At 65.0% G+C, this 25,373-nt stretch carries 24 protein-coding genes and 1 pseudogene; 6 read left to right on the top strand and 19 right to left on the bottom strand.

Annotation, left to right across the window (positions count from 1 at the left end):
* Window positions 1–11: 11 nt before the first annotated feature.
* Complete coding sequence (locus tag QFZ40_RS18640; RefSeq protein ID WP_306906172.1) at window positions 12–356, top strand: hypothetical protein; 345 nt, start codon at window positions 12–14, stop codon at window positions 354–356.
* Window positions 357–545: 189 nt separating this feature from the next.
* Window positions 546–1,526 carry a hypothetical protein gene (locus QFZ40_RS18645; protein WP_306906175.1) on the top strand — a complete coding sequence of 327 codons (981 nt, stop codon included), beginning with the start codon at window positions 546–548 and terminating at the stop codon, window positions 1,524–1,526.
* Window positions 1,527–1,552: 26 nt separating this feature from the next.
* On the opposite strand, the gene QFZ40_RS18650 is transcribed toward QFZ40_RS18645, so the two are convergent.
* The 9 genes from QFZ40_RS18650 to lysS form a co-directional block, all read right to left on the bottom strand.
* Entirely contained in the window at window positions 1,553–3,022 is a 1,470-nt protein-coding gene (locus QFZ40_RS18650) for an MFS transporter (RefSeq protein WP_306906176.1), read from the bottom strand.
* Between the two features lie 57 nt (window positions 3,023–3,079).
* On the bottom strand, window positions 3,080–3,781 hold the full coding sequence (dhaM, locus tag QFZ40_RS18655) for a dihydroxyacetone kinase phosphoryl donor subunit DhaM (RefSeq protein WP_306906178.1): 702 nt from the start codon (window positions 3,779–3,781) through the stop codon (window positions 3,080–3,082).
* The gene (gene dhaL, locus QFZ40_RS18660) at window positions 3,778–4,410 is read right to left on the bottom strand and encodes a dihydroxyacetone kinase subunit DhaL (protein WP_306906179.1); all 633 of its coding nucleotides are present in this window, start codon (window positions 4,408–4,410) and stop codon (window positions 3,778–3,780) included. The genes dhaM and dhaL overlap by 4 nt, the downstream gene beginning before the upstream one ends.
* A gap of 2 nt (window positions 4,411–4,412) precedes the next feature.
* Window positions 4,413–5,414 carry a dihydroxyacetone kinase subunit DhaK gene (dhaK, locus tag QFZ40_RS18665; protein WP_306906181.1) on the bottom strand — a complete coding sequence of 334 codons (1,002 nt, stop codon included), beginning with the start codon at window positions 5,412–5,414 and terminating at the stop codon, window positions 4,413–4,415.
* Between the two features lie 82 nt (window positions 5,415–5,496).
* The gene (locus QFZ40_RS18670) at window positions 5,497–6,006 is read right to left on the bottom strand and encodes an amino-acid N-acetyltransferase (RefSeq protein ID WP_306906183.1); all 510 of its coding nucleotides are present in this window, start codon (window positions 6,004–6,006) and stop codon (window positions 5,497–5,499) included.
* A 225-nt stretch (window positions 6,007–6,231) separates the two neighbouring features.
* Window positions 6,232–8,724, bottom strand: coding sequence for an ATP-dependent Clp protease ATP-binding subunit (locus QFZ40_RS18675; protein ID WP_306906185.1), 2,493 nt, complete (start codon window positions 8,722–8,724; stop codon window positions 6,232–6,234).
* A gap of 367 nt (window positions 8,725–9,091) precedes the next feature.
* A complete protein-coding gene (locus tag QFZ40_RS18680; RefSeq protein WP_306906187.1) occupies window positions 9,092–9,427 on the bottom strand; it encodes a histone-like nucleoid-structuring protein Lsr2 in 336 nt (111 codons plus the stop codon).
* A gap of 143 nt (window positions 9,428–9,570) precedes the next feature.
* A complete protein-coding gene (locus tag QFZ40_RS18685; protein ID WP_306906189.1) occupies window positions 9,571–9,741 on the bottom strand; it encodes a hypothetical protein in 171 nt (56 codons plus the stop codon).
* A 2-nt stretch (window positions 9,742–9,743) separates the two neighbouring features.
* Window positions 9,744–11,276: a lysine--tRNA ligase gene (gene lysS, locus QFZ40_RS18690; RefSeq protein WP_306906192.1), complete on the bottom strand. Its 1,533-nt coding sequence runs from the start codon at window positions 11,274–11,276 to the stop codon at window positions 9,744–9,746.
* A gap of 66 nt (window positions 11,277–11,342) precedes the next feature.
* Here lysS and QFZ40_RS18695 point away from each other — a divergent pair, with 66 nt between their 5' ends.
* Together QFZ40_RS18695 and QFZ40_RS18700 are read left to right on the top strand one after the other, a co-directional pair.
* The gene (locus tag QFZ40_RS18695) at window positions 11,343–12,326 is read left to right on the top strand and encodes an alpha/beta fold hydrolase (RefSeq protein ID WP_306906194.1); all 984 of its coding nucleotides are present in this window, start codon (window positions 11,343–11,345) and stop codon (window positions 12,324–12,326) included.
* A 132-nt stretch (window positions 12,327–12,458) separates the two neighbouring features.
* The gene (locus QFZ40_RS18700; protein ID WP_306906195.1) at window positions 12,459–13,292 is read left to right on the top strand and encodes an alpha/beta fold hydrolase; all 834 of its coding nucleotides are present in this window, start codon (window positions 12,459–12,461) and stop codon (window positions 13,290–13,292) included.
* A gap of 68 nt (window positions 13,293–13,360) precedes the next feature.
* On the opposite strand, the gene QFZ40_RS18705 is transcribed toward QFZ40_RS18700, so the two are convergent.
* Window positions 13,361–14,827 (bottom strand): DHA2 family efflux MFS transporter permease subunit, encoded by a 1,467-nt coding sequence (locus QFZ40_RS18705; protein WP_306906197.1) that lies wholly within the window; start codon window positions 14,825–14,827, stop codon window positions 13,361–13,363.
* Window positions 14,828–14,980: 153 nt separating this feature from the next.
* A complete protein-coding gene (locus tag QFZ40_RS18710) occupies window positions 14,981–15,547 on the bottom strand; it encodes a type 1 glutamine amidotransferase domain-containing protein (RefSeq protein WP_306906200.1) in 567 nt (188 codons plus the stop codon).
* A gap of 203 nt (window positions 15,548–15,750) precedes the next feature.
* Between QFZ40_RS18710 and QFZ40_RS18715 the strand changes: the two are divergent.
* A pseudogene (locus QFZ40_RS18715) lies at window positions 15,751–17,300 on the top strand (DUF222 domain-containing protein).
* A gap of 304 nt (window positions 17,301–17,604) precedes the next feature.
* Here the strand turns inward: QFZ40_RS18715 and QFZ40_RS18720 are convergent.
* On the bottom strand, window positions 17,605–17,751 hold the full coding sequence (locus QFZ40_RS18720) for a hypothetical protein (protein ID WP_306906202.1): 147 nt from the start codon (window positions 17,749–17,751) through the stop codon (window positions 17,605–17,607).
* A gap of 276 nt (window positions 17,752–18,027) precedes the next feature.
* Between QFZ40_RS18720 and QFZ40_RS18725 the strand changes: the two genes are divergently transcribed.
* Window positions 18,028–19,845, top strand: a complete 1,818-nt coding sequence (locus QFZ40_RS18725) for a glycoside hydrolase family 15 protein (protein WP_306906204.1) — start codon at window positions 18,028–18,030, stop codon at window positions 19,843–19,845.
* Window positions 19,846–19,934: 89 nt separating this feature from the next.
* On the opposite strand, the gene QFZ40_RS18730 is transcribed toward QFZ40_RS18725, so the two are convergent.
* From QFZ40_RS18730 to folB, 7 genes are read right to left on the bottom strand one after another with little or no spacing between them, the layout of a single operon-like run.
* A complete protein-coding gene (locus QFZ40_RS18730) occupies window positions 19,935–20,864 on the bottom strand; it encodes a 4-phosphopantoate--beta-alanine ligase (protein WP_306906206.1) in 930 nt (309 codons plus the stop codon).
* Window positions 20,865–20,866: 2 nt separating this feature from the next.
* Window positions 20,867–21,853: a Rossmann-like and DUF2520 domain-containing protein gene (locus QFZ40_RS18735; RefSeq protein WP_306906207.1), complete on the bottom strand. Its 987-nt coding sequence runs from the start codon at window positions 21,851–21,853 to the stop codon at window positions 20,867–20,869.
* Complete coding sequence (locus QFZ40_RS18740; protein ID WP_306906995.1) at window positions 21,846–23,378, bottom strand: PH domain-containing protein; 1,533 nt, start codon at window positions 23,376–23,378, stop codon at window positions 21,846–21,848. The genes QFZ40_RS18735 and QFZ40_RS18740 overlap by 8 nt, the downstream gene beginning before the upstream one ends.
* 32 nt (window positions 23,379–23,410) lie before the next feature.
* Window positions 23,411–23,923 (bottom strand): PH domain-containing protein, encoded by a 513-nt coding sequence (locus tag QFZ40_RS18745; protein WP_306906208.1) that lies wholly within the window; start codon window positions 23,921–23,923, stop codon window positions 23,411–23,413.
* A complete protein-coding gene (locus tag QFZ40_RS18750) occupies window positions 23,904–24,449 on the bottom strand; it encodes a DUF3180 domain-containing protein (RefSeq protein WP_306906209.1) in 546 nt (181 codons plus the stop codon). The genes QFZ40_RS18745 and QFZ40_RS18750 overlap by 20 nt, the downstream gene beginning before the upstream one ends.
* Window positions 24,450–24,452: 3 nt before the next feature.
* Window positions 24,453–24,992, bottom strand: a complete 540-nt coding sequence (gene folK / locus QFZ40_RS18755) for a 2-amino-4-hydroxy-6-hydroxymethyldihydropteridine diphosphokinase (protein ID WP_306906211.1) — start codon at window positions 24,990–24,992, stop codon at window positions 24,453–24,455.
* A complete protein-coding gene (folB, locus tag QFZ40_RS18760; RefSeq protein WP_306906213.1) occupies window positions 24,989–25,363 on the bottom strand; it encodes a dihydroneopterin aldolase in 375 nt (124 codons plus the stop codon). The genes folK and folB overlap by 4 nt, the downstream gene beginning before the upstream one ends.
* Window positions 25,364–25,373: the final 10 nt, after the last annotated feature.

Raw genomic sequence — 25,373 nt, forward strand, 5'->3', positions numbered from 1 at the left:
CTGAGGGAACCATGAAGAAACTCACTACGGCCCTGCTCGCCACCGGGCTCATCCTCTCCGCCTCGGCCTGCGCCGGACCGACCAAGCTGTCCACGGCGGAAACCTGCGACCGGATCAAGATCGCTGTCTCGAGCCCGGCCAACGGCATCGGCAAGACGGGGATGACGCTCCTCGCCAACCAGATCCGGCCCATCGAGGCCGTGGCTTCGGATGACCTGAAAGCCGCGCTGAAATCAATCATCGAATACACCGACGAATCAGCGAAAGAGAGCCCGGACGCCGGCAAGCTCAGCGCGCTCCAGGGCGGTTACCAAGAGGCCGGCAGCACGTACAGCAAGTTCTGCAGCCAGGGCTAGCCTCCCGCCAAGACCCGCCTTACCCGCCCCAACCTGCGCGAACTGGCAGCAGATCCCCTCAAAACCCGCGTTTTGGGTTCATTTGCTGCCAGTTCACGCGTTGCTTAGGGGCTTTGGAGGGCTATGGACGCCTGAATCTACATCGTTGTATATTTGCTGGAACCACCACCCCAGCATCCGGAGAATCCCTTGATTGCCACTGACGCGAAGTCCGCACCGGCCCCTTTGTACCGCGATCCCTTGGAGGACGGCGCGGCGGACCCCGTGCTGGTCTACAACCCGCATGAGCAGGCGTGGTGGATGATCTACACCAACAGGCCCACGACAGTGCAGCACGCCGAGGGGATCAGCTGGCTCTTCGGTTCCAGCCTGGGTGTGGCATCGTCCACGGACGGATGCGCCACCTGGCGTTACCGCGGAACCGTCGAAGGGCTCGACTTTGAGTGGGGACACAATACTTTCTGGGCTCCTGAGATCTTCGAGCATGATGGAATCTTCCACATGTACGTCAGCTACATCCGGGGCGTTCCCTTGGGCTGCGACGACGATGAGACGCTCATTCACCACTACACGAGCAAGGACCTCATCATCTGGGACCACCACGGCCCGATTGCCCTGAGCTCGAACAACGTCATTGACGCCTGCATCATCCAGCTTCCTGAGGGCGGATTCAGGATGTGGTACAAGGACCAGGGCCGTGATTCCGAGACCTGGGCCGCGGACAGCGACAACCTTTACGACTGGACAGTCCGTGGCCGCGTGCTGTCGACGCCGGGTGGCCACGAGGGTCCTAACGTCTTCTTCTTCCGCGATTCCTACTGGCTGATCGTGGACAGCTGGAGCGGCCAGCTCGCCTACCGCTCTCAGGATCTGGACCAGTGGACACCGGCGGGCAAGATCCTGGCCGGTTCCATCGGTGATAAACCCTCCCGGACAGACGACAACGGGCCGGGCCTCCACGCGGACGTGGTTGTTGACGGTGGGGACGCCTGGATCTTCTACTTCACCCATCCGGAGCGGCCAGGCAAGGACCACCCCACCGAACGCAGCCGGCGTTCATCCATCCAGGTGGCCCGGCTCGACGTCGAGGACGGAAACCTGGTGTGCGACCGGGACCAGGCCCCCAGGCCGGCGATAGGCGCGCCGGCAATCGGCGCACCCCGCCCTTAAGGTTCCCGCCCCGAGGATCCCCGCGCTTAGGGTTCGGCGGGCGGAGCCGTCCCGCCCCGAGGGACGTGGGCGCTAGCCTGGTCCGGGACCGGCTCCCGGGCCGCTGCCGGCATGGCGAGCACCGCCCCGACGGTCATCACGGCAGCCAGCACAACGGCCAGGAACACTGCGCTGGATGCCCCAACGACGGCTTGGGGGTCCGTGTGGCCGTTGGGACTGCCGGCATAGATTGCGTTTGCTACCGCACCGAAGACTGCGACGCCTAAAGCACTGCCAATCGATCGCGCGAAGAGGTTGGTGCCCGTTACCACGCCGCGCTCGTTCCATTCGACGCTGGATTGGGCAGCGATGAGGGTAGGGGTTGCAACGAGGCCAAGCCCCAGTCCGACAGTAAAACAGCTGGCCGCGACCAGGACTGCGTTAGGGGTGTGAGCGGTCAGGGCGAGGATCACCGAGCCGGTGACTGTGACCGAGATTCCGATCAGCGCTGTGGTCCTGAACCCCAGCCGAAGATAGAGGCGCCCTGACTGGGAGGCACTGATCGGCCATCCGAGCGTCAGTGCCGCGAGCGCCAGCCCGGCGACAATCGGCGAGGTGGCAATTGCTCCCTGAAGGAAAGTCGGGACGTAGGAGGTGAGGCCGAGTATGATCGCCCCGACGCCGAAGGAGATGAGCGTCGTCGTGCCGAGGAGGCGCCGGGACAGTACCCACGGCGGCAGGACAGGCTCGGCAGCCCGCCGCTCGGCAATGAGAAATATGGCCAGCAGAACGGCTCCGACGGCGAACGACGTGATGCTTATGGGTGAGTCCCAGGCCCACGCCTGGCCGCCTTCAAGGGCTCCGAGGATTAGCAGGCTCAAGGAGACAGTCAGAAGCACGGCTCCGAGGTAGTCCACGCGGTGCTTCGTGTGCTCGATGTTTTCATGGAAGGCCCGGACCAGCATCCAGCCGGCCAGGAGGCATAGCGGCACGTTGATGAGGAAGATTCCACGCCAGATGCCGAGCGAGGAGAATATCCCGCCCAGTGTTGGTCCGACGACGGACGAGACGGCCCACACGCTGGCCAGGTAACCCTGCACCTTGGCACGCTCGGCGATGGAATAGATGTCGCCGGCGATGGTGATGGAAATAGGCAGGACTGCTCCGGCACCCAGGCCTTGGACCACGCGGAACGCAATGAGCGCCGGCATGCTCCACGCCAGGCCGCAAAGAATCGAGCCGAGCAGGAACAGGCCAATGCCTGTAAGGATAATGGGTTTGCGGCCTGCCATGTCCGAGAGTTTCGCGTACACGGGCACGGATACGGCCTGCGCGAGCAGGTAGGCGGAAAAGAGCCACGGGAACGAAGAGAACCCGCCGACATCCCGCACTATCGAGGGCACCGCTGTCGCGACGATCGTCGAGTCAATGGCCACGAGGCCGCTCGACAGCATCAGGGCGATGAGGACAGGGCCGCGCTCGGAACGGAAGCCGACGCCTTCAGCACGGGTAGTCATGAGGTGACCTCGTTTCAGTCGGTGGCCAAGGCAGGTGTTAGCACACCGGATTCAACTCTACGGCTCGCCGAACCCCGCCTGCACCAGCCCGCCCACGTAGTTCACGGCCCGCTCGGCGTCCGCACCCCACGCTTCCACATGCAGGACCGATCCTTTCCCCGCCGCCAAAGTCATCAGGCCGGTCATGGAGGCCCCGTCCACCCCGTTGACCTTCACGTCCGCGTCCAACGAGGCGATGCCGCCAGCGATTTTGGCCGCCGGGCGGGCATGCATGCCCGCCTGGTTGATCAGCTCAAAGTCTCCGGTGAAGTCGGGCCCGCCCCCTGTGACGGCGCCTTCAGACACCAGGCTGGCCGGCGCCGGAGCAGGACCGCTGCCCGGGCCGGAAGGGTAGGCGGCTTCGGCAGCACGCTTTACTGTCTCGGCGTCAGCCCCGCCCTGCGCTGCCACGGCAGCGGCCACCAGGCCCTCCACCAGTGGAGCGTCAGCCAGCAGCACGCCAGCCGGATCGTCTGCGAATTCAACGGCCGATTCGGCAGTCATCACTGCCGATCCAAGATCCGTCAGGACCACCACGCCGTCACCGCCCGCAGCCTTGTCCAGCGCCGACATGACCTTCTCCAGGCTCGTGCCGATCCGGCCGTCCGGGGTGCCGCCGGCCGCCAGGATCACGACGTCGGGCGCCATCTGGGCGGCAAGCTCCACCGCGCCGTCGGCGATCTTTTCGCTATGGGACACCACCACGATGCGGACGGTCACGCCGCGGCTCCGGCGGCCGCACGGAGAATCAGTGCGCTGGAGGCCGCACCGGGATCCCGGTGGCCTGCACTCCGCTCCCCCAGGTAACTCGCACGGCCCTTGCGGGCGACGAGCGGATCCGTCGCCACTGCCCCGGCCTCGGCAGCCTCTGCGGCGGCAACGAGCACGGCGAGGACGTTCCCGCTTCCGCCGGCCGCTACCGCCTGGGCGGCTTCGGCAGCCGGTGTCCAGGCATCCACCATGGTTTTGTCGCCTGATTCTGCCTTGCCCCTTGCCACGATGCCGTCCCGGGCAGCCATCAGCGCTCCGGCGAGCGCCGCGGGATCAACCTCGGCGACGTCACCCAGGTAAGTGGATGCGCGGAGGAACGCGGTGCCATACAGCGGACCCGCTGCCCCGCCAACTTTTGACATCAGGGTCATTGCAGTCATTTTGAGGGCCGCGCCGGGAGTTTCCGGCGGAGCTTCGGCCAGTTTGTCCAGCACTGCCTGGAAGCCGCGGTCCATGTTCTCGCCATGGTCCGAGTCCCCGATGGCGCGGTCCAGCTCGATGAGCTCCACCCGGTGCTCGGCCATGGCCTGAGCGCAAAGCGTCAGCCATTTCACGGCCCAAGTCACATCCAGCATCATGGCTACACGCCCCAGCGCAGGGCGGCAGTGTGGACCGGGGCATCCCACAGCTGCGTCAGCTCGTCGTCGAGCCGCAGTACCGAAATGGAACAGCCCTGCATTTCGAGTGCGGTGATGTAGTTCCCCACCAGCGAGCGCTCCACCGTTGCACCCCGGTCCGCTATCACCTGCGCGGCCCGCCGATAGACGATGTATAGCTCGCTTAGGGGCGTGCCGCCCATACCGTTGACGAACAGCAGCACCTTGTCGCCTGACGCAATGCCCAGGTCGCCGAGTACCGGTTCCAGCAGGCGGTCGGTGATGCCGTCGGCATTCTCCATGGGGATCCGGTGCCGGCCCGGCTCTCCGTGAATGCCGATGCCGATCTCGATCTCGTTGTCCTCCAGGTCGAAGCTGGGGGTGCCGGCGTGCGGAACCGTGCAGGCGGAGAGCGCAACGCCCATGGTCCGGGCGTTGCTGTTGACCCGGTCACCGACCGCTGCAACCGCATCCAGGCCGTACCCGCGTTCGGCCGCGGCGCCGGCAATTTTTTCCACGAGCACTGTGCCGCCAACCCCGCGCCGTCCGGCGGTGTACAGCGAATCTTCCACGGCGACGTCGTCGTTCACCAGGACGGTGCGGACCTCCGCCCCTTCCGCCTGTGCCAGCTCGGCGGCGGTCTCGAAGTTCAGGACGTCGCCGGTGTAGTTCTTCACAATATGCACGACGCCGGCGCCGGAGTCGGCGGCGAGCGTCGCCGGAAGGATCTGGTCCGGCGTCGGGGAGGTGAACACCGCCCCCGGCACCGCGGCGTCGAGCATTCCCATCCCGACAAAACCGGCATGGAGCGGCTCATGTCCGCTTCCGCCACCGGAAACCAGCCCCACTTTTCCCGCAACCGGTGCGTCTCTACGGGTGATGTAGGTGGGGTTCGTACTGACGGTTACGAGGTCCGCATAGGCCAGGCCGAAGCCCTCCACGGACTCGTCCACTACGGAGCGGGGGTCGTTGATGAGTTTTTTCATGGCAGAACTCCTGGCTGTGGTGCTTCCTGGAGGATGTCACTTTGACCCTACTACCGCCGTCGGAACGGCGGTAGCACGGCGTTCAGAGGAACTTGATCATGCGCGTGTTGCCCAGGGTGTTGGGCTTGACCCGGGCAAGGTCCAGGAACTCTGCCACACCTTCGTCATGGGAGCGGAGGAGTTCCGAGTAGACGGTCGGGTCGACTGCCGTCTGGTCGGCCATGACCTCGAAACCGTGGCGCTTGAAGAAGTCCACCTCGAATGTCAGGCAGAAGACCCGGGCGACGCCGAGGGTGCGCGCCTCCTGCACGAGACTCTCCACCAGGACATGGCCCACGCCCTTCCCCCGCCAGGCCTCTGATGCGGCCAGGGTGCGTACTTCGGCCAGGTCCTCCCACATCACGTGCAGGGCGCCGCAGCCAATGACTTCGCCGTCGTCGGATTCGGCGATCCGGAACTCCTGCAGGCTTTCGTAGTAGGCCACCGTCTCCTTCGCCATCAGGATTCTCTGCTCTGCCAGCGGCGCCACCAGTCGCTTGATGGCGGCAACATCGCCGGTGCGGGCAGGGCGGATATGGAAGGAGTCAGTCACAGGTTCAATCCTACGGTGGCGGCCTCGGTGGTTAGGGCGCTCCGGCACCGGTGCCATTTGCCGCTTGCTGCTCCTTCGTCGCTCTGACGCAAGCTACACAAATGCCACCGGCACCCTCGCTTCGCTGCAGGTGCCTGCTGCGGACTGAGCCACGACTGCTGGTAACGCAAAAGCCCCGCCTGTTCCCTTTCGGGAGCGGGCGGGGCCTTGGCGGTCCGGAAGCGCCTAGACGCTCGGAGCGATTTCCGGGATGCGTGGCTTGGCGTTGCCAGCGAAGGTGAACTTGGCGTCGTCACCCTCGCCGTCCACATCCACCACAACGATGTCGCCGGCGTGGATCTCGCCGAACAGGATCTTCTCGGAGAGCTGATCCTCGATCTCGCGCTGGATAGTGCGGCGCAGCGGCCGGGCACCCATAGCGGGATCGTATCCACGGGTTGCCAGAAGCACCTTGGCGGCGGTGGTGAGCTCGATGCCCATGTCCTTGTCCTTGAGGCGCTTCTCCAGGCGGGTAACGAACATGTCCACGATCTCGATGATCTCGTCCTGGGTGAGCTGCGGGAACACCACAACGTCATCCACACGGTTCAGGAACTCGGGGCGGAAGTGCTGCTTGAGCTCTTCCGTGACCCGGGCGCGCATCCGGTTGTAGCCGGTCTGCGTGTCCGTGCCCGACTGGAAGCCGGTGGCAACGCTCTTGGAAATGTCCCGCGTACCGAGGTTCGTGGTCATGATGATCACGGTGTTCTTGAAGTCCACCACCCGGCCCTGGGAGTCTGTCAGGCGGCCGTCTTCCAGGATCTGCAGGAGCGAGTTGAAGAGGTCCGCGTGGGCCTTTTCCACTTCGTCGAACAGGACCACGGAGAACGGACGACGGCGGACCTTTTCGGTCAGCTGTCCGCCTTCCTCGTACCCGACGTAGCCCGGAGGGGCACCGAAGAGCCGCGAGACCGTGTGCTTCTCCGAGTATTCGGACATGTCCAAGGTGATGAGGGCGTCCTCTTCACCGAACAGGAACTCGGCAAGCGCCTTGGCCAGCTCGGTCTTGCCGACGCCGGTGGGGCCGGCGAAGATGAACGAGCCACCGGGCCGCTTCGGATCCTTCAGGCCTGCACGGGTGCGGCGGATCGCCTGCGACAGGGACCTGATGGCCTCGTTCTGGCCTACGACACGTTTGTGCAGTTCGTCTTCCATCTTCAGCAGGCGCGAGGACTCCTCCTCGGTCAGCTTGAACACCGGGATACCCGTGGAGTTGGCCAACACTTCGGCGATGAGATCCTCATCCACCTCGGAAATGTCGTCCATGCCGCCGGACTTCCAGTGCCGCTCCTTCTCCGAACGTTCGGTAATGAGCCTTTGCTCCTTGTCCCGGAGCGAAGCTGCGCCTTCGAAGTCCTGCGCGTCGATGGCGGATTCCTTCTCCATCTTGAGCTGGGCGATCCGCTCATCCATGGCCTTCAGCTCCGGCGGGGCGGTCATCCGGCGGATGCGCAGCCGGGCACCGGCTTCATCGATGAGGTCGATCGCCTTGTCCGGCAGGAAGCGGTCCGAGATGTAGCGTTCGGAGAGGTTCGCTGCCGAGGCGAGGGCGCCGTCGGTGATGGTGACGCGGTGGTGCGCCTCATAGCGGTCACGCAGGCCCTTCAGGATCTCGATCGCATGCGCAACCGAGGGTTCCTTGACCTGGATCGGCTGGAAGCGGCGCTCCAGCGCGGCGTCCTTCTCGATGTGCTTGCGGTACTCGTCCAGGGTGGTGGCACCGATGGTCTGCAGTTCGCCGCGGGCCAGCATGGGCTTCAGGATGGACGCAGCGTCGATGGCACCTTCAGCGGCACCGGCACCCACGAGGGTGTGGATCTCGTCGATGAAGAGGATGATGTCCCCGCGCGTGCGGATTTCCTTGAGGACCTTCTTCAGGCGCTCTTCGAAGTCACCGCGGTACCGGGAGCCTGCCACCAGTGAACCAAGGTCCAGGGTGTACAGCTGCTTGTCCCTGATGGTTTCCGGGACGTCCCCGCGGACAATCGCCTGGGCCAGGCCCTCGACGACGGCCGTCTTGCCGACGCCCGGCTCACCGATCAGGACCGGGTTGTTCTTGGTGCGGCGGGAAAGGACCTGCATGACGCGTTCCATTTCCTGCTCGCGCCCGATCACCGGATCCAGCTTGTTCTCGCGGGCAGCCTGGGTCAGGTTGCGGCCGAACTGGTCAAGGACCACTGACCCGGCGGGGGTCCCTTCGGGCTGGCTCGAACCGACGCCTGCACCGGTGGTTTCCTTGCCCTGGTAGCCGGAGAGGAGCTGGATGACCTGCTGGCGGACGCGGTTGAGGTCTGCGCCGAGCTTGACCAGCACCTGCGCGGCAACACCTTCACCCTCGCGGATGAGTCCCAGCAGGATGTGCTCCGTGCCGATGTAGTTGTGGCCCAACTGCAGGGCCTCGCGCAGCGAGAGCTCCAGGACTTTCTTGGCGCGCGGCGTGAAGGGGATGTGGCCGGACGGGGCCTGCTGGCCCTGGCCGATGATCTCCTGCACCTGTTCGCGCACGCCGTCGAGCGAGATGCTCAAGGACTCGAGAGCCTTGGCGGCAACGCCCTCACCCTCGTGGATCAGACCCAACAGGATGTGTTCGGTTCCAATGTAATTGTGGTTCAGCATGCGTGCCTCTTCTTGGGCAAGCACAACTACGCGACGGGCACGGTCCGTAAATCGCTCAAACATTTCGCCACACTCCTAGCTACGACGTACTTTGATGCTACGTGGCGGACCGGGCATTGTGGAGCGTGTTCGCCACGGGGGAAACCGCAGCCCTGCCGGGAATACCTGGCAGAGGCCCTATACGGGTCCTGACCGGACACTGCCGTCTGGTTCCGGCAGGCGTACCGCCGGCCGCTTCCGGCCACTCTCTGCCGCGCCGGCCTGGAAATGTGCCATGAATATTGCCCTTCCGCCATGGTCCGGAGCTGCAAATGCGCAGGAGTTTCATATCGCCGCGGCTGCGGACGCGCATAAAACCAATTTGCGCCAAAAACCCTGCCTTCGCCCGGAGGCAGAGGCAGGGCTTAAAGAGACGCCCGGAAACCGGGTTCTAGGAATTTGCCTTTTGGTAGGCTTCCTGGATTTCGGCCTGAATTCGGCCACGGCTGTTAACGGTGTAGCCATTGTCGCGCGCCCATTGACGGATCTGTGCCGAATCGTTGCTCCGCGCGCCCGTAGCTGTCCTGGTTCGTGCGGGACGGCCTACGGATGCCGATGTCTTACGGGCAGCGGCCACAAACTTCTCGAGTGCGGAGCGGAGCTCTGCGGCATTCGCAGCCGACAGGTCAATTTCGTAGCTGACCCCATCGAGGCCAAAGCGGACATTCTCGTCCGCGGTTCCCCCATCCAGATCATCGACGAGGATGATGTTTACTTTCTGTGCCATTTAATTGTCTTCCTCTTGAAAAGGGCCGGGGGTTCAGAAAAGCAGGATGTCCTGTAAAAAGTATGACCCTCGTTATGGCAACGCGTCAAAGCGCCGAATGGTTCCTGTGGATATTCGGAGAAAATTCTTTCGTTTTATTTATCTCAATCCGAGGCGGTGCCGTTGAATGGCTCTGCCTTGCGAGCATCTGCCTCGGCCTGGGCCCGGGCTTCCGCCTGCCGTTCGGCCTTATCGGCATTGAAGATCGATTTCATCGCGAACCAGAAAAGCAGGCCCACCACAATCGACGGGAGGAGTACGGCGACATATTCCATGGTTAGTGCCCTTCAGGCTTAAGGAGCGGAAAGAGGATGGTCTCCCTGATGCCGGCGCCTGTGAACAGCATGACCAACCTGTCGATGCCCAGGCCGATGCCGCCCATGGGAGGGGCACCGTACTCGAGGGCCCGGAGGAAGTCCTCGTCCAGCTGCATGGCTTCGTCATCGCCCGCGGCTGCATGCCGGGACTGCTCGGTCAGACGCTCGCGCTGGATGACGGGGTCGATCAGTTCGGAGAAGGCCGTGCCGCGCTCCATGCCGCCGATGATGAGGTCCCAGGCTTCGATCAGCCGGCCGTCCTTCCGGTGCGGGCGGGCCAGCGGCTGGGCAGATGGCGGGTAGTCGTAGACAAAGGTGGGGTTCAGCAGGGTGGGCTCCACGATCTCACCGAACAGTTCCACGGCCAGTTTCTCGGCGTCCCATTTTGGGTCTGCCTTGACCTCATGCTTTTCCGCGATTTCGCGCAGCACCTCGACCGGGGTGTCAGGGGTGACTTCCTGGCCGACGGCGTCGGAAAGTCCGGGGTAGACCGAAAGCCAGGCCCAGTCGCCGTCGAGGTTGATCTCCCCGGCGTCGGTCTGCAGGGTGCGGCCGGCACCCACTGCATCCGCGGCGTCCAGGATAATCTCCTTGATGCGTTCCGCCATGATGAACTGGTCAGCCCAGGCTTCATAGCATTCAAGGGTGGTGAATTCGGGGCTGTGGGTGGAGTCCACGCCTTCGTTGCGGAACACGCGGCCCATGTCGTAGACGCGGTCGATCCCGCCCACCACGGCACGTTTGAGGTAGAGCTCCGTGGCGATGCGAAGGGTCATCTTCTGGTCGAACGCGTTCATATGCGTCTCGAAGGGCCGTGCCAGTGCGCCGCCGTGGACCAGCTGCAAGATGGGGGTCTCGACTTCCACATAGTTGTGGCGGAAGAGCGTTTCGCGGATGGAGCGGGTGATCGCTGCCCGGGTGTAGACCATTTCCCGGGCCTCGTCGCGCACCATGAGGTCCACGTAGCGCTGCCTGACCCGGGTTTCCTCGTTCAGTTCCGCATGCAGCACCGGCAGCGGACGCAGGGCCTTGGATGCCATGGACCAGGAGTCGGCCATGACGGAGAGTTCACCGCGGCGGGAGGAGATGACCTCGCCCCTGATGAACACATGGTCGCCCAGGTCAACCAGCGCCTTCCAGTCCGCGAGCGCTTCTTCGCCGACGTTGGCGAGGCTCAGCATGGCCTGCAGCCTGGTTCCCTTGCCGTCCGTTCCGCCTTCCTGCAGGGTGGCAAAGCATAGCTTGCCGGTGTTGCGGACAAACACCACCCGGCCTGTGACACCCACGATGTCACCCGTGGTGTCGTCAGCCTCGAGGTGGGAGTACTTTTCGCGGATCTCGGTCAGGGAATGCGTGCGCTCCACACCCACCGGGTATGCCTCGGTTCCGCGTTCGAGAAGCCTGGCGCGCTTTTCCATCCGGATGCGCATCTGCTCGCTGGCGTCGAGCGGCTCAGGGGCATTCTTGGGGGCGGGGGTGTTTTGGGAAGTCACAATCCCCAAGTTTACCGGGACTTACGGTCACCGGCTTCCGGCGGTCTCCGGGCTTAGACTCGGGCTGTGGAGACGTGGACACTTGAAACGGACGACGGCGGGCGCCTGGCGGTGCACTCGTTCCTCACCGCAGCGGCCACGGCCTCCCCGGTGTCGTCCACGTTGTCGTCGGCGCTGGCCTCCAAGGCTGCCGGCATCTCAACAGACAGCACTCCAGCGGACAGCACCTCAGCAGACAGGGAGCGGACGACGTCGGGACCACCCGGCGTCGTCGTCATCCACGGAACTTTGGTGACGGACGCCCTGTACCGGCCTTTTGCCCGGAAGCTCAGCGTCCTGCTGGGCCGGCCGGTGCACTGCTACAACCGCCGCGGCCGGGCAGGTTCCACGCCGCAGCCCGACGCTTACTCGGTGGAAACCGAAATCAGCGACCTCGCAACAGTCATGCGGGAAACCGGCTCCACGGACGTGGTGGCGCATAGCTATGGCGGGTTCGTTGCTTTACAGGCCGCCCGTACTGTCGCGATGGGCCGGCTGGTGACTTACGACGCCGCGGTTTCACTCTCCGGCAGCCTCAAGCAGCGGTGGCGGCCGGAACTCGAGGATGCCGTCACAGCAGGGCAGCTCAACCGCGCGTGGGCGCACCTGGTCCAGGGCCTGACAACTGCCGGCCCGGTTTCCTACCTGCCACTTGGTGCGCTGCGGATGCTGAGCATCCTTTCCGCAAGAACCAACGTGGGAGCGGAAATGCGGCAGCTGCTGCCCACCGCAGTCGCCGAGATGCGGGCGGTGCTGGACGCCGACGCCGAACTGGACGATTTCACCCGCCTCACCACGCCGATCCTGATGCTCAGCGGCGGGTGGAGCCCGGCGTACTTCGCAGAGACGGGCCGGCAGTTGGCCGCTGCCGTGCCGTCCATCGAGTTCGCGATCGTACCGGGGCAACTCCATGAGGGCCCCATCCGCCCGGGCAAAGGCCTGGCGGTCAGGATCGCCCGGTTCATCAACGGCACAGGCAGCCCGGCCCCGCGGCTGGGGCGGCGGCGATAGATTCCGCCTGTTGCGCTCCCCCATCCAACCAGCCGACAGTGACTTCTATGGTGCGACTTCCAACCTGCGACTTCCATCCCGCGAACCGCTTTCGTGCTGCCAGTACGCAGGTACCTCGGATAGGCTCGGAACATGACGCGCGAGAACATCAGGACCCCCGACGGCGGCACGCTGGAGCTCTTCTCCACAGGCGCTGAGCTGGCATCGGCCGGCTCCGGCGTGGTGGTTGTCCCGCCTTCCATGGTGACCGCTGCCGACTACACCAAGTTTGCGCAAAAACTCAGCGCCGCCCTGGGCCGCCCCGTGCACACATTCAACCGGCGCGGCCGCGGATCCTCCTCACCCCAGCCGGAGGACTACACGCTGGATGTGGACATCCGGGACCTCGACGCTGTAATGAAGCACACGTCCAGCACGGATGTTTTCGGGCATAGCTTCGGCGGTGCGGTTGCCCTGCACGCGGCCCGCACGCTTCCCGTGGAGAGGCTTGCGGTCTATGACCCGGCGGTCTCCGTGAACGGCAGCGTCAAGGCGGACTGGACCGCCGAATACGAACGCGCGACGGCAGCCGGGGACGACGACCGCGCCCTCGCCGTCCTGATCAAGGGCCTGGAGACCGGAGGGGCTTTCTCCCGGATGCCGCTGTCCATGCTTACCATCGCCAACAAGCTCACGGCGGGCACCTCCATGGGCAAGCAGATGCGGGAGCTGATGCGTACGGGGGTGCGGGAAATCAAGGCGATTATCGCTGCCGACATGCCGGCCGAGCCGTTCCTGGAACTGCCGCTGGAAACCCTGATCGTGGTCGGCGAGAAGAGCCCGGCCTACTTCGGCGTGGCCTGCGGCCAGATCCACGACGTCCTATCAGGCTCCAGCTACACCATCCTGCCGGGGCTGGGGCACGACGGCGTCCTCCGCGCCCCGGATAAGCTCATCAACGAACTCAGGGACTTTTACGCCGGCTGACCACCATGTAAGTAGCTGCAGGTGTCGTTCTGGGGGCCCGGAACGACACCTGCTGCTACCTGGTGGGGCTAGTGGGCGGGTGCGGTGCCTTGCGTCTTGCGCATCATCGCGGAAAGCACGACGGCGGCAAGGGCTATCACAGTTGCGGTCAGGAACGCCGCACTCATCCCGGCGACGAGTCCTGAGGCGGCAGAGACCACGGCGAAGATGGACACCAGCAGCGCGGTCCCGGCGGCACCGGCAACCTGCTGGGTAGTGCTCATGATGGCCGAGCCGTGCGAGTAGAGGTGCGGCGGCAACGGGTTCAGGCCGGTAGTGAATGCCGGCGTGAACAGCAGCGCCAGTCCGAAACTCAGCCCGACGTGAAGGATGATGATCCACCAGACGGGAGTGCCGGCGTCGAGCATGGAAAACTGCCACAGCGCCAGCACCATCAGGACCGAACCGGACACGGTCAGGGGCAGCGGACCGACCTTGTCAAAGATGCGCCCGATGACGGGACCCAACAGGCCCATGGCAAGGCCGCCGGGCAGAAGGGCAAGCCCTGTCTCCAGGGAATGCAGGCCGCGGATCTCCTGCAGGTAAAGCGGCAGCAGGATCACGCCGCCGAACAGGGCCATCATCGCCACGACCATCAGCAGCACAGAGACCGTGAACATGCGGAAGTTGAACGCCCGAAGGTCGAGCAGCGGCGCCTCCCCCTTCTGCAGCCGGAGCTGGCGGAAGACAAACACGGCCAGGCAGGCTATCCCGATGACCAGTGCGACTATTGCCATGGTGTTGGGCCCGCCCTGGCCGCCTGCCCCGCCGCCGATCTGGCTGAGGCCGTACACCACACCGCCGAAGGCAGGAATGGTGAGGGCCACCGAGAGGAGGTCGAGCTTGGCCTTCTCCGTTTCGCCCACGTTGGTCAGATATTTGGCCCCGATGGCGAACGCTGCCAGTGCAACCGGCAGGACGAACACGAACATGAAGCGCCACGTGAAGTGCTCCAGGATCAGGCCGGAAACCGTCGGTCCCATGGCCGGGGCCACCGAGATGGCAATGCTGACATTGCCCATGACGGCCCCCCGCCTGGCCACAGGCACCAGGGTGAGGATGGTGGTCATGAGCAGCGGAAGCATGATGGCCGTGCCGCCGGCCTGGATGATCCTGGCCAGGAGCAGGAGCTCAAAGCCCGGGGCTGCGGCGGCCAAGGCGGTACCTCCGGCGAAGAGTCCCATGGCCAGCATGAACACGGCACGGGTGGACAAGCTCTGCAGGATGAAACCGGTGGTGGGGATGACCACGGCCATGGTGAGCATGAAGCCAGTGGACAGCCACTGCACCGTGGGCGCGTCGACGCGGAGGTCCACCATGAGCCGCTGGAGGGCGACGTTCATGATGGTTTCGTTCAGGATCACCACGAACGTGGCCACCAGAAGCGTGGCGATGATGGTCACCGATTCGCGGGACATCTTCTCCGGCGCGGACGGCTTCACCCCGGCAGACTTCACGGGCTCACCGTGAGCATTCGAAGATACTTCTGTGGACATAGGTGTCCCCCCAAGGAGTGCGAGATTGTGCGCGGCTTCGGCGCTGCAGGTTCCAACACTCTACCGCTTGGAGTAATTCCTTCGCACGGGTTTTTTTCTTCTCCTTGAGGGGACCCCTTGCGTACGCGGTCAGCTGACTATGCTGTCAGTTGCCTAGGCGGTCTGCCCGGCGTGGAGGCCTTCGGAGACTTCCTCGACCAGCTTGCCGTTGAAGGCGGGAAGGTCCTTGGGGCTGCGACTGGTGACCAGCCCCTGGTCCACCACAACTTCCTCGTCCGTCCAGTTGGCCCCGGCGTTCTTCAGGTCGGTCTGGAGCGTGTGGTAGGACGTGACGTTCCGGCCGCGGACCACGCCGGCGTCGATCAGCAGCCATGGTCCGTGGCAGATGGAGGCCACGGGTTTGTGCTGCTCGAAGAATTTCCGCGCGAAGTCCTGCGCGTCCTTGTCCACCCGGAGGTGGTCCGCATTCACCACGCCACCGGGTAGCACCAGGGCGTCGAAGTCGGCGGCGTCGGCTTCCGCTACGGTGAGGTCCACATTGAAGGTATCGCCCTTGTCAGTGCCGTTGAAAGCCTGCAGCCGCCCGCTCGACGGCGCCACCAGCGTGGGCTCTCCGCCGGCGTCCTTCACGGCCTGCCACGGGCTGGTGAGTTCTACCTGCTCCACCCCTTCGGTCAGCAGGAAAGCGACTTTCTTGCCTGCGATAGTGCGCTCTGACATTTTTCCTCCTTCTGCACTGCGGGGCCGGCCCGCTCGTGGCTCGCGGCAGTGCCCCGCTTCGAGAGTTGTTTGTCTGGCACCATCCAGCCTAGAAAAGCCCCAACTAATAAGCAAGCTGAGCATTTACCGCGTTGAGCAAAGCTAACGGCAAGAGCCTGCGGGCTTCCATCATTACCGTCGTACCCCTTTGGGAGAGTAGGGGTATGGGAAGCAGAGCCGCGGCCGAGGCGTTGGAGGTCTTCAGGGCCTCCGTTGCTGCGCTTGCTGAGATCGTCCCCGGCGGCCGTGGCTCTGCAAGTGCGGGTGAGGGTGCCGGCGAGTGTGATCTTCTGCGGCAGGAGGCTGACGACTGGCTGGACACCCTGGCGGAGTCCGCCAGGTTGCAGGCCGCAACGGCCGCCCTGGTGGTTCATGCCGCGGCCGGGTTCACCCGCGCAACCCAGGCCATGGCGCCGCCGCCCGCTTCGCCGCAGGAGCACACCGCCCAGGAGATGGCCGTGGTCGCGGAGGTCGCGTGTGTCCTGACAGTGAGCGAAGGTGACGCCAGTGCCCTCCTTGCCGACTCCCACGCCCTGACCAGTACCCTTCCTTTGACGCTGGCCGCGTTGCAGGACGGGTCGATCTCCTGGCAGCACGCCCGGGTCGTGGTCGATGAAACCACTGGCATTGACGCGGCCAGGGCAGCGGCACTGGAGGCGCATTTCCTGGCACCTGACTGCTGAACGTGGAGGCGGAGGCGCCCGGCGCTTCCCGCAGCTGTCCGGCCGGGGAGCTGGTCCCGACCCGGTTCCGTGCCAAAGCGCGGACCTGGCGCGAGCGCCACCACGCCGAAAGCATCGAGACCCGCCACACCAAGAGCGTCGCCGACCGGAGGGTCGAATTTACCCCGGACCGGGACGGCATGGCCTGGCTCTCGGCCTACCTGCCCGCGGACACCGCGGCCGGGATCTGGGACCGGACCACCACCGCAGCGCGGGCCCTGCAGGGCCCGGACGAGGGCAGGACCCCGACCCAGCTGCGCGCCGACACCATAGCGGCCTGGTTCCTGGAAGGCACCACCACCGGCAGCGGCAGCATGCCTGGCATCAGCACCGCTGGCATTACTGCCGGCACCACAGCTGGCACCACGGCCACTGGCAGCAGTGCTGGCACCAATGCAGGCGGCACCTCGACCGGCACAACAACCACCGCCGGGGTGGCCTCACCTAAAGCCCAGGTCCTGGTCACCGTCCCGGTGTTCGCCCTGATGGGTCTGACTGATGAGCCCGCCACCCTGGACGGCTACGGCCCCATCCCTGCCTCAATGGCCCGCAAGCTCGTCGCCGACGGTGCCGACTCCTTCCACCGGGTCCTGACCGACCCCCGCGACGGCGCACCCCTGGAAATCGGCCGCACCAGCTACCGCATCCCCACAGCCATGCGGCAATGGCTTCGCATGCGGGATGGCAAATGCCCCTTCCCCGGCTGCAACAACCACTCCCTGGACAACGAAGCAGACCACCGCCTCGCCTGGGCCCACGGCGGCACCACCGGCATCAGCAACCTCGGCCAACCCTGCCGCAAACACCACAAACTCCGACACACCACCGCCTGGAAACCAACCCAAGCCACCAAAAACAAACCACCAGGCTGGACCTCACCCACCGGACGCCACTACCAAAGCGAACAACAAGACTGGGAACCACCCCAGTGGCCGAATGAACTTCGAGCTCCTGTGCGTCGAGCTGATCGAAGACCCAGAGTCAGGGAATGATCGCGACCTACATAAGGGTCCGGGGCCGCCCGGAGTTCCCCCGCTGACTGAAGGTCATCCACGCACGCTCTTTATCCACGCACCTTTGGACTGCGCCCGGCTGTGACGAAGCTTGCGCGAGCAGTACCCACGGACGGCGCTACGGAGCTTCCTAGAGCAGTGCCTCGGGAAATTGCACTCGATGTCGTGAGGTATTGAGATTGCCTTTGTGTGGCTAAGGCTGAAAATGCGGGAGGCTGTGACTTCGGAGGGTCAACGGTGATTGAGGATCACACATGCCTGGTTTGGTGTCGGACGTAAGCCGTCAGACGTAAACAGCCTGTTCACCAGGGTGGCAGACAAAGAAGCCGGGCTGCTGAACGGGCTCGAATGGGACGATCAGCCACTGGCTGCCGTAGTACTCCACGTACGAGTCCGCAGGGCATCGAGAATAAGCTTCTTCGCGGGTCATTTCAGGCCGTTTCCTCAGGTTCAGATGAGTTGTTTCGAGCTTGCACCTCAAGAATTGAGAGGTGTTAGCGCTAACTCCCTTAAGTGTGAGCGCTAACACAAGGAGCGTCAAGGCATATTTAATCAGCCGAGAGGCAGCTTGCTCTGTTGCCCGTAGAACCCGATTACCGGCGGCCGGCAGATATTGCTTCTCGAAACCTGGAACATCTCCTGCTTCCCAAAAACAAGGACTCGCTGGCCACTGCCGCGGCACCGAATGTTGTGCTTATCTAGGAGCATGGCGGAACCCATAGAGGATTACGCACTCCTGTCAGACCTCGCGACCGGGGCACTGATCTCCCGGCACGGGAGTGTGGATTGGCTCTGCTTCCCCCGCTTTGACTCACCGTCCGTCTTCGGGGCGCTCCTCGGCAACGAAGACCACGGCCGGTGGCTACTCGCACCAGTCGAACCAGACGCCATGGTGGTACATCGTCAGTACGCGGAGTCGACCTTCGTTTTGGAGACTACCTGGCAAACCTCGGGCGGCCGGATTCTTGTGACGGACCTGATGCCGCCCGGACAAGGCCGATCCTCCCTTTTGCGACGTGTGACAGGCCTCAGCGGGACCGTTCCGGTGCACCAGGAACTGATCATCCGCCCGCAGTATGGGGCACTAACACCGTGGATGAGCCGCATGCGGAAAACCACTGCGCCCGGCAGCGGGGACTCGCTGGTAGCCATGGCCGGGCCGGATGCCTGGGCCCTTCATAGCCGTCGGTTGCCCGAAGCGCATGGCCGAATGCACCTTGGGAAGTTCTCAGTTTCGCCGGGCGAGACCGTCGAGTTCGAGCTGACCTGGTTTCCTTCATACCGCGAGGCCCCGCCCCAGATCGATTTTGACGCAGCTCTCAGGGAGACCGTGAGCTATTGGAACCGGTGGGCTGGCAACTACCGCCAGGGCGGAATCTACGGGGAGGCGGTCAAACGGTCGCTGCTGGTGCTCCGGGCCCTTACGCACTACGAAACAGGAGGTATCGTCGCCGCTCCGACCACCTCCTTGCCGGAGGAATTCGGCGGTTCGCGGAACTGGGACTACCGCTATTGCTGGCTCCGCGATGCCGCGCTGACGCTTGAGTCAATGCTGACCCATGGTTACGAATTTGAGGCCCTCCAGTGGCGCAACTGGCTGCTTCGAGCGCTGGCCGGCGACCCGGAAGACGTCCAGATCATGTACGGCGTCGCCGGTGAACGCGACCTGCCGGAGACGGTGCTCACCCACCTTCCCGGCTATCAGGACGCCAGACCTGTCCGGATCGGCAACGCGGCGGTCTCCCAGTACCAGGCCGACGTCGTGGGCGAAGTGATGGTGGCGCTTGAGCGGCTGCGCCTCGCCGGTGGCAAAGAGGACGCGTTCTCCTGGGCGCTTCAGCGGGCCCTGCTTGGATTTGTGGAGAAACACTTTGATGACATGGACTTCGGCCTGTGGGAGATGCGGGGCTCAGCACAGTACTTCACGCATTCCAGGGTCATGATGTGGGCGGCCTTCGATTGCGGCGTCCGGGGCGTCCGGGACCATGGGCTGCCGGGGCCGGCGGAACACTGGGACGAACTGCGGCGGCGCCTGCGGTCCGAAATCATGGACAGGGGCTTCAACCAGGAGCTCAACTCCTTCACGCAGACCTACGGCGGCCGCCAGACGGACGCTGCACTGTTGGCCATGCCACAGGTTGGTTTCCTCGCGTACGACGACCCCTTGATGCTCGGCACCGTGGCACAGCTCGAAAAGGAATTACTCACCGGGCATGGTCTTCTGCTGCGCTACCGCACCGAGACAGGCGTCGACGGGCTTGAACCGGGGGAGCACCCCTTCCTTGCCTGCTCCTTTTGGCTGGTCGAGCAGTACGCCCGTTCTAACCGGAAGGATGAAGCAAGGGAGCTCATGGACACACTGGTGGGGTTCTGCAATGAGCTTGGCCTGCTGAGCGAGGAATATGCGACGGAGGAACGGCGGATGGCAGGTAACTTCCCGCAGGCCTTTTCCCATCTGGCCCTGGTCCGGGCAGCTGACGCCATGCACGGCGTGGAGCGGCTCAGTCTGGCCGTCCCGCACTAGTCAGCCAACTACTAGTCAGCCAAAAGTAGTCCGCAAAAACGTCAACGCGATGAGCCCGCAGCACGTGACACCATTCAGGAACGAGGAATTCACGAATTCAGGGGCACGTTGTCTATCAGCCGGACCGGGCCTACCTTGGCCGCAATGATTGCCAGGCCCTCGCCGCGGAACGGGGTCTCCTTACAGTTTTCGGCCAGTGGCTCGAGCGTGCGCGGATCCACGACGTCGAAGTAGTCCACCTCGACCAGCGGCTGTGACGCCACCAGTTCCTCGGCCGACTCGAGGTCCAGCGGCTCGTGGGCATTGGCACGCTCCTCGAGAAGACTGAGCGCGCGGGACAGCACCAGCGCCGCTTCGGACTGCTCCTGAGTGAGGAACCGGTTGCGACTGGACAATGCCAGGCCCTCGCTGGAGCGGACTGTTGGTACGGCAACGATCTCCACCGGAAAGTTCAGGTCGGCCACCATGCGACGAACCAGCGCCAACTGCTGGGCATCCTTCTGGCCGAAATAGGCCCGGTAAGCCGGCAGGCCACCGGCGCTGCCCGAAACAAACGCACCGCCGGCCTGCAACCCTGCCCCCGGCATGCCGAAGTGCAGCAGTTTGGCCACGACCGTGAGGGCGCCATCGAAGTGCCCGGGCCGCGATGCACCCTCCCACTTCTCCCCCAGCCGTCCCGCAGTCACTCGGACCATCGGCTCCCCGCCGGGATAGACCTCCTCCACCGAGGGGGCAAACGCCAGGTCCACCCCCTGCTCCTCCAGCAGGGCCAGGTCGGCGTCGAGGGTGCGGGGGTAGCGGTCAAGATCCACCGCATCACCGAATTGAAGCGGATTAACAAAGATGGACGCAACCACCACATCATTCTGTTCGGCGGCGGTGCGCGCCAGCTGCGCGTGGCCTTCGTGAAGTGCACCCATGGTCGGAACCAGACCCTGCGACACACCCTGCTTCTGCGTCAGCAGGCGCGCGCTCTCTGCCCGCAGTTCCGTCGCCGTGGTCACCAGTTTGATGGGCATCTTTAGTGTCCTTCCGGGGCCTGCGGCCCGCCGTCATGTTGGACGTCCTGCTCGACGCCGTCTCCGCCGTCCTGTTCAGCGTCCTGTCCGCCGACATGGTTTCCGTCCGGCTCCAAGGCCTCGCGGACGGCCTCGAGCTGGCCCGGTTTCAACAGGCCGCGGCCTTCTGCCCGCCGGGCCGTGGCCCGGGCCATCGCGAGATACGCCTCGAGCACGTCTCCCTGGGAACCGGCATCGTACTCACGCAAGGCCTCGGCATGGGCCGCCACCGTTCCCACATCCCCGCGGGCCACCGGCCCGGTCAGCGCCGATTCGCCGGAGGCAAGCGCGTTCTCCAGTGTTGCGCGCAGCAACGGCCCCAGCATCCGTTCCGGTGATTCAACGCCTACATCCCGCAACAGCTGGGAGGCCTGCGCCACCAGGGTGACCAGGTGGTTGGATCCGTGGGCCAGGGCCGCGTGGTAGAGTGTCCGGTCGCCCTCGGCGATGGCGACGGGCTCGCCCCCCATCTCCACGACCAGCGCCTGGGCGATAGGCAGCATCGCAGCATCGGCCGTGACCCCGAAGGTACAGTCCAGCAGCCGGGTGAGGTCCAGGCTCATGCCGGTGAAGGTCATGGCCGGGTGCAGCGCCAGGGGCACGGATCCGGCCGCCCGGACCGGGTACAGGACGCCTACACCGAACCTCCCCGACGTGTGGGCCACGAGCTGTCCCGGCTGCCAGGCCCCAAGTTTTGCCAGGCCCTGCACCAGTCCGGCGAGGGCGTCGTCCGGAACCGCCAGGAGCACCAGTTCCGAGCGCTCCACGATGTCCTGGACCTCCATGACGGGCACACCGGGAAGCAGGGCTTCGGCCCGCTCGCGGCTGGATTCGGACAGGGCGGAAACCCCGACGACGGCGTGCTCCGCGGCTCGTAATGCCGCGCCCAGGACGGCGCCCACTTTGCCGGCGCCAATGATTCCGACGCCGAGGCGTCCGGGCTTAGCCATCCTGCTGGCCTTCCTGAACTGGAGTAGTAGTCGGGATGGTCTCCCTGGGCCGCTCCACCTGGCCGGGGTCCAGCTGTGCCAGCCACTGTTCGCTGGTCTGCCGCTTTCGGGCCAGGCGTGCACGGGCCGACTGTTCGTCAAACAAAGCCCTGGCTTCGTCCAGGTCCGCCTGGATCAGCCGGGGCTGGACCGGACCGGCAGTGGTGTGGAGCACAAGGTCCACCAGCCGGAACCGCCGCGCCAGCGGCCCCTGGTGCAGGGCGATGGATTGAGTCCGCTGATGCGGCACCATCACCAGTTGACGCCACCAGCGGCCCGAGCGGATCAGCAGCGCCGTGTCAGTGGCGGCGAACCCGTTACGCCGCCACCCCAGCGGGGCCAGCAGCCTCCCGCGGCGGGGCGTGGTGACAAAGCCGCCGTCGGAATCCAAGCCGGCCAACCCGGCCGCAAAAACCTTTCCGGGCTCCCGGGTTCCGGGGTCAGGCAGTACCAGCGAAAGCATCGTCATCACGTCCGGCAGTTTACCCACAGGCAGCAGCGTGGTGCGGGAAGCCGCCTCACCGTTGTTTCCAGCAGCCCCGTAGCCGGCCACGTTCACTTGGATCCGGTACCAGCCAAAAATCCGCCACAGCGGCGGCTGCACCACTTTCAGCGCCTGGATGCGGCCTGGCGGCAGTGTCTGGGCCTGGGTATCCAGGAGTCCATAGCGCAGCCGGATCCCGTCAGGCGAAATAGCCGCTGTGAAGTTGTAGCCCTTGTTGAAGGACTGCCAGTAGCTGGCGGCAAGGCCCAGCACAGCCGGAATCAGGTAGAAATAGAAGCTGCGGTTCTCGGTCACGGCGGACAGGACCACCGACGCAATACCGCCCAGCACTACTAAGAAGCTCTGCTCGCTGAGCAGCAACGAGCCGAAAAGGCGCGACGGCGGCACGGAAAGCACTGCGTATTCCGGCGCTTCGGGTGCTGCCCCCTCGGGACGGCCTGAGCTTTGCACCACTCCGGCAGCCCGGGCCAGGATGGTTGCCCGAAGCTGCCGGGCATCGTCCATCCGAAGGTAGGCAAGCCGGACGGCAGATTCGCCCGCGTCCGCCACTTCGAACTTGAGCTCGGCCAGGCCAAAGATCCTGGCCAGCAGGGGCTGCACGATGTCGATAGCTTGGACCCTGTCCAGCCGGGCCTGGCGCTGCTGCCGGAACACGAAGCCTGTGTTGACCCGGACGTAGCCTTCGGAAACCTGGTACTTGGTGAAGTACCAGGTCAGGATGAAACCGAGCACCGCGATCAGAAGCACTATTGCGCCGCCGGCAATGAGCCATGGCACACGGCCGGCGAAGCCGTTTTCCAGGACTGGCCTGCCCTGGAGCATCCGTTCGAAGATGTCCCGCCCGAAGAAGTAGCCGATGGCGGCTAGCGCCACCCAGCCGCGCACAAACGGTGACGCGGGATGCACGCGCAACCACTCGCCGTCTGGCGCTTCCGGCGAGGCCGGGGGTGAAACTGGGGGTCCTGGTTGCGATGCCGGCAGTCGTGCCCGATCCGAAGGAGTGCCCTCGGCTGTCACAGTCCTGCCAGCCTGGCTTCACCGCGGGCTGAGAGCTGCTCACGCAGGCGCGCCCCCTCCGCGGCGGGCAGGCCGGGGATCAGTGCGTTCGTTCCGGGCGAAGCGGTGTGCAGCTTGAGGGTGCATAGGCCCAGGGCGCGTTCCACTGGCCCCACCGCTATGTCCACGTACTGCATCCGGCCGTAGGGAACGGCCATGGTGCGCTGGAAGAAGATGCCGGTGCGGATCAGCAGGTCATCGTCGCGCTCGGCATAGCCGATGGCGCGCACCTGCCTCGGGATCAGCAGGAGGCGCCAGATGGCCAGGGCCAGCATCACCGCGGGGACTGTGACCGCCAGCCACAGCGGCGGCCACACCCACCAGCCGGCAAGAACCAGGATGAGCGGCAGGCTGAGGACCAGCACGGCCACCAGGTTACCCAGCGCCCACTCCACAAGGCCCACCGTGACGTACTTGGGCGAGACACGCTGCCAGGTGATGCCTGGCGGATCAATCGCCTCGGTAGGCATATTCGCCTTCCCCTGCGGCTTCGCCCCGTGCACCCCGGCCGGGCTGACCCTCGCCGGGCGGAGTTTCGCCGTCCTCCGGGGGAATCTTGCAGAAGCGCTCCACCAGCAGACCGACCACGATCATGGCCAGGCCGCCGCTGGCCATCGCCAGGGCCAGTAACGTGATCCCCTGGTCGCTGCGCAGGCTCCAGACCCGCAACTGGTCCAGGAAGATGCCGGTGTGCCAGCCCAGCAGGACGGTTCCGGCATAGGCGCACGCCTGGGCCAGCACGAGCGTCCGTGCCGCCAGGATGGGGTCGAGGGCTGTTTTCTTCTTGCTGCTGTCGCGGTTGCTGTTGCGCCACCTCAGGACCCTGATGCCAAGGACCAGTGTGATGGCCACGATGACGGCCATGGTGGCCAACGCCGTGGCAGGCAGGACCGGTGTGGCCATGCTGAACCGGTTGGTAATGGCGGTCGCGGCCCAGCCGGCGACGGCCAGTACGAGGCCGATGAGCATGAGCCTCAGCGGATTGATCGGCTTCATAAGCTACTCAACCGCCCCGGCAGTCGGGACGCCGTCAAAGTCACCAAAACCATCGAACGGCGCTAGGTCACCAAAATCGGCGGCGCGGGTGGCAAGGGAGCTGATGCGTTCCCCGTTCAGCGTGGCCGCGGGCTCGATCAGGGACCACGGATACAGCACGAAAGCACGGGTGGCGGCGCGTGGATGGGGCAGAGTCAGCACCGGGTCATCGCTGACGAGGTCGCCGTAGACGATGATGTCGACGTCGAGCGTCCGCGGCCCCCAGCGGACATCGCGGACACGGTGATGCTTGTTTTCCACGGACTGGCAGTGCTCCAGCAGCTTCAGCGGGGGCAGCGACGTTTCCACGGTCACGACCATGTTCAGGAAGTCGGGCTGGCCGGCGGGGCCGCCCACAGCCTTGGTCTGCACCACGGGGGAAACGGCCAGCAGCCGGACCTCCGGCGGATCCACGAGGTCCGCAACGGCCTCGGACAGTGTGTCGTTGCGTTCGCCCAGATTGCTGCCGAGAGCCAGCACAGCCCTGGTGTAGCCCGTGGTCATACTCCCTGCCCGTCCTTCCGGGCGCGATGCACGCTGACGGCCACGTCACCGAACGGCACTTCGATCGGCGCCTTGGGCTTGTGAACGGTGACGTCTACAGCCTGGATCCGGAATGTGCTGAGCAGGTCGTCGGCGATTCGAACGGCAAGCCCCTCGATCAGGTTCAGCGGAGGGCCCGTGATCCAGTCCTTGATACGCTCCGCCACCTCGCCGTAGTGCGCCGTGTCCCGGACGTCGTCGGATTCCGCCGCCTTGGCGAAGTCCAGGTGCAGCTCGGCGTCCACAATAAATGGCTGGCCTTCACGGCGCTCAAAATCGAACACGCCGTGATGGCCGACGGCGGTGACGCCGCTCAGCGTGATCCTGTCCATGGGTCCCCCG

It is taken from the genome of Arthrobacter pascens (genome assembly GCF_030816475.1).
Taxonomy (GTDB): domain Bacteria; phylum Actinomycetota; class Actinomycetes; order Actinomycetales; family Micrococcaceae; genus Arthrobacter; species Arthrobacter pascens_B.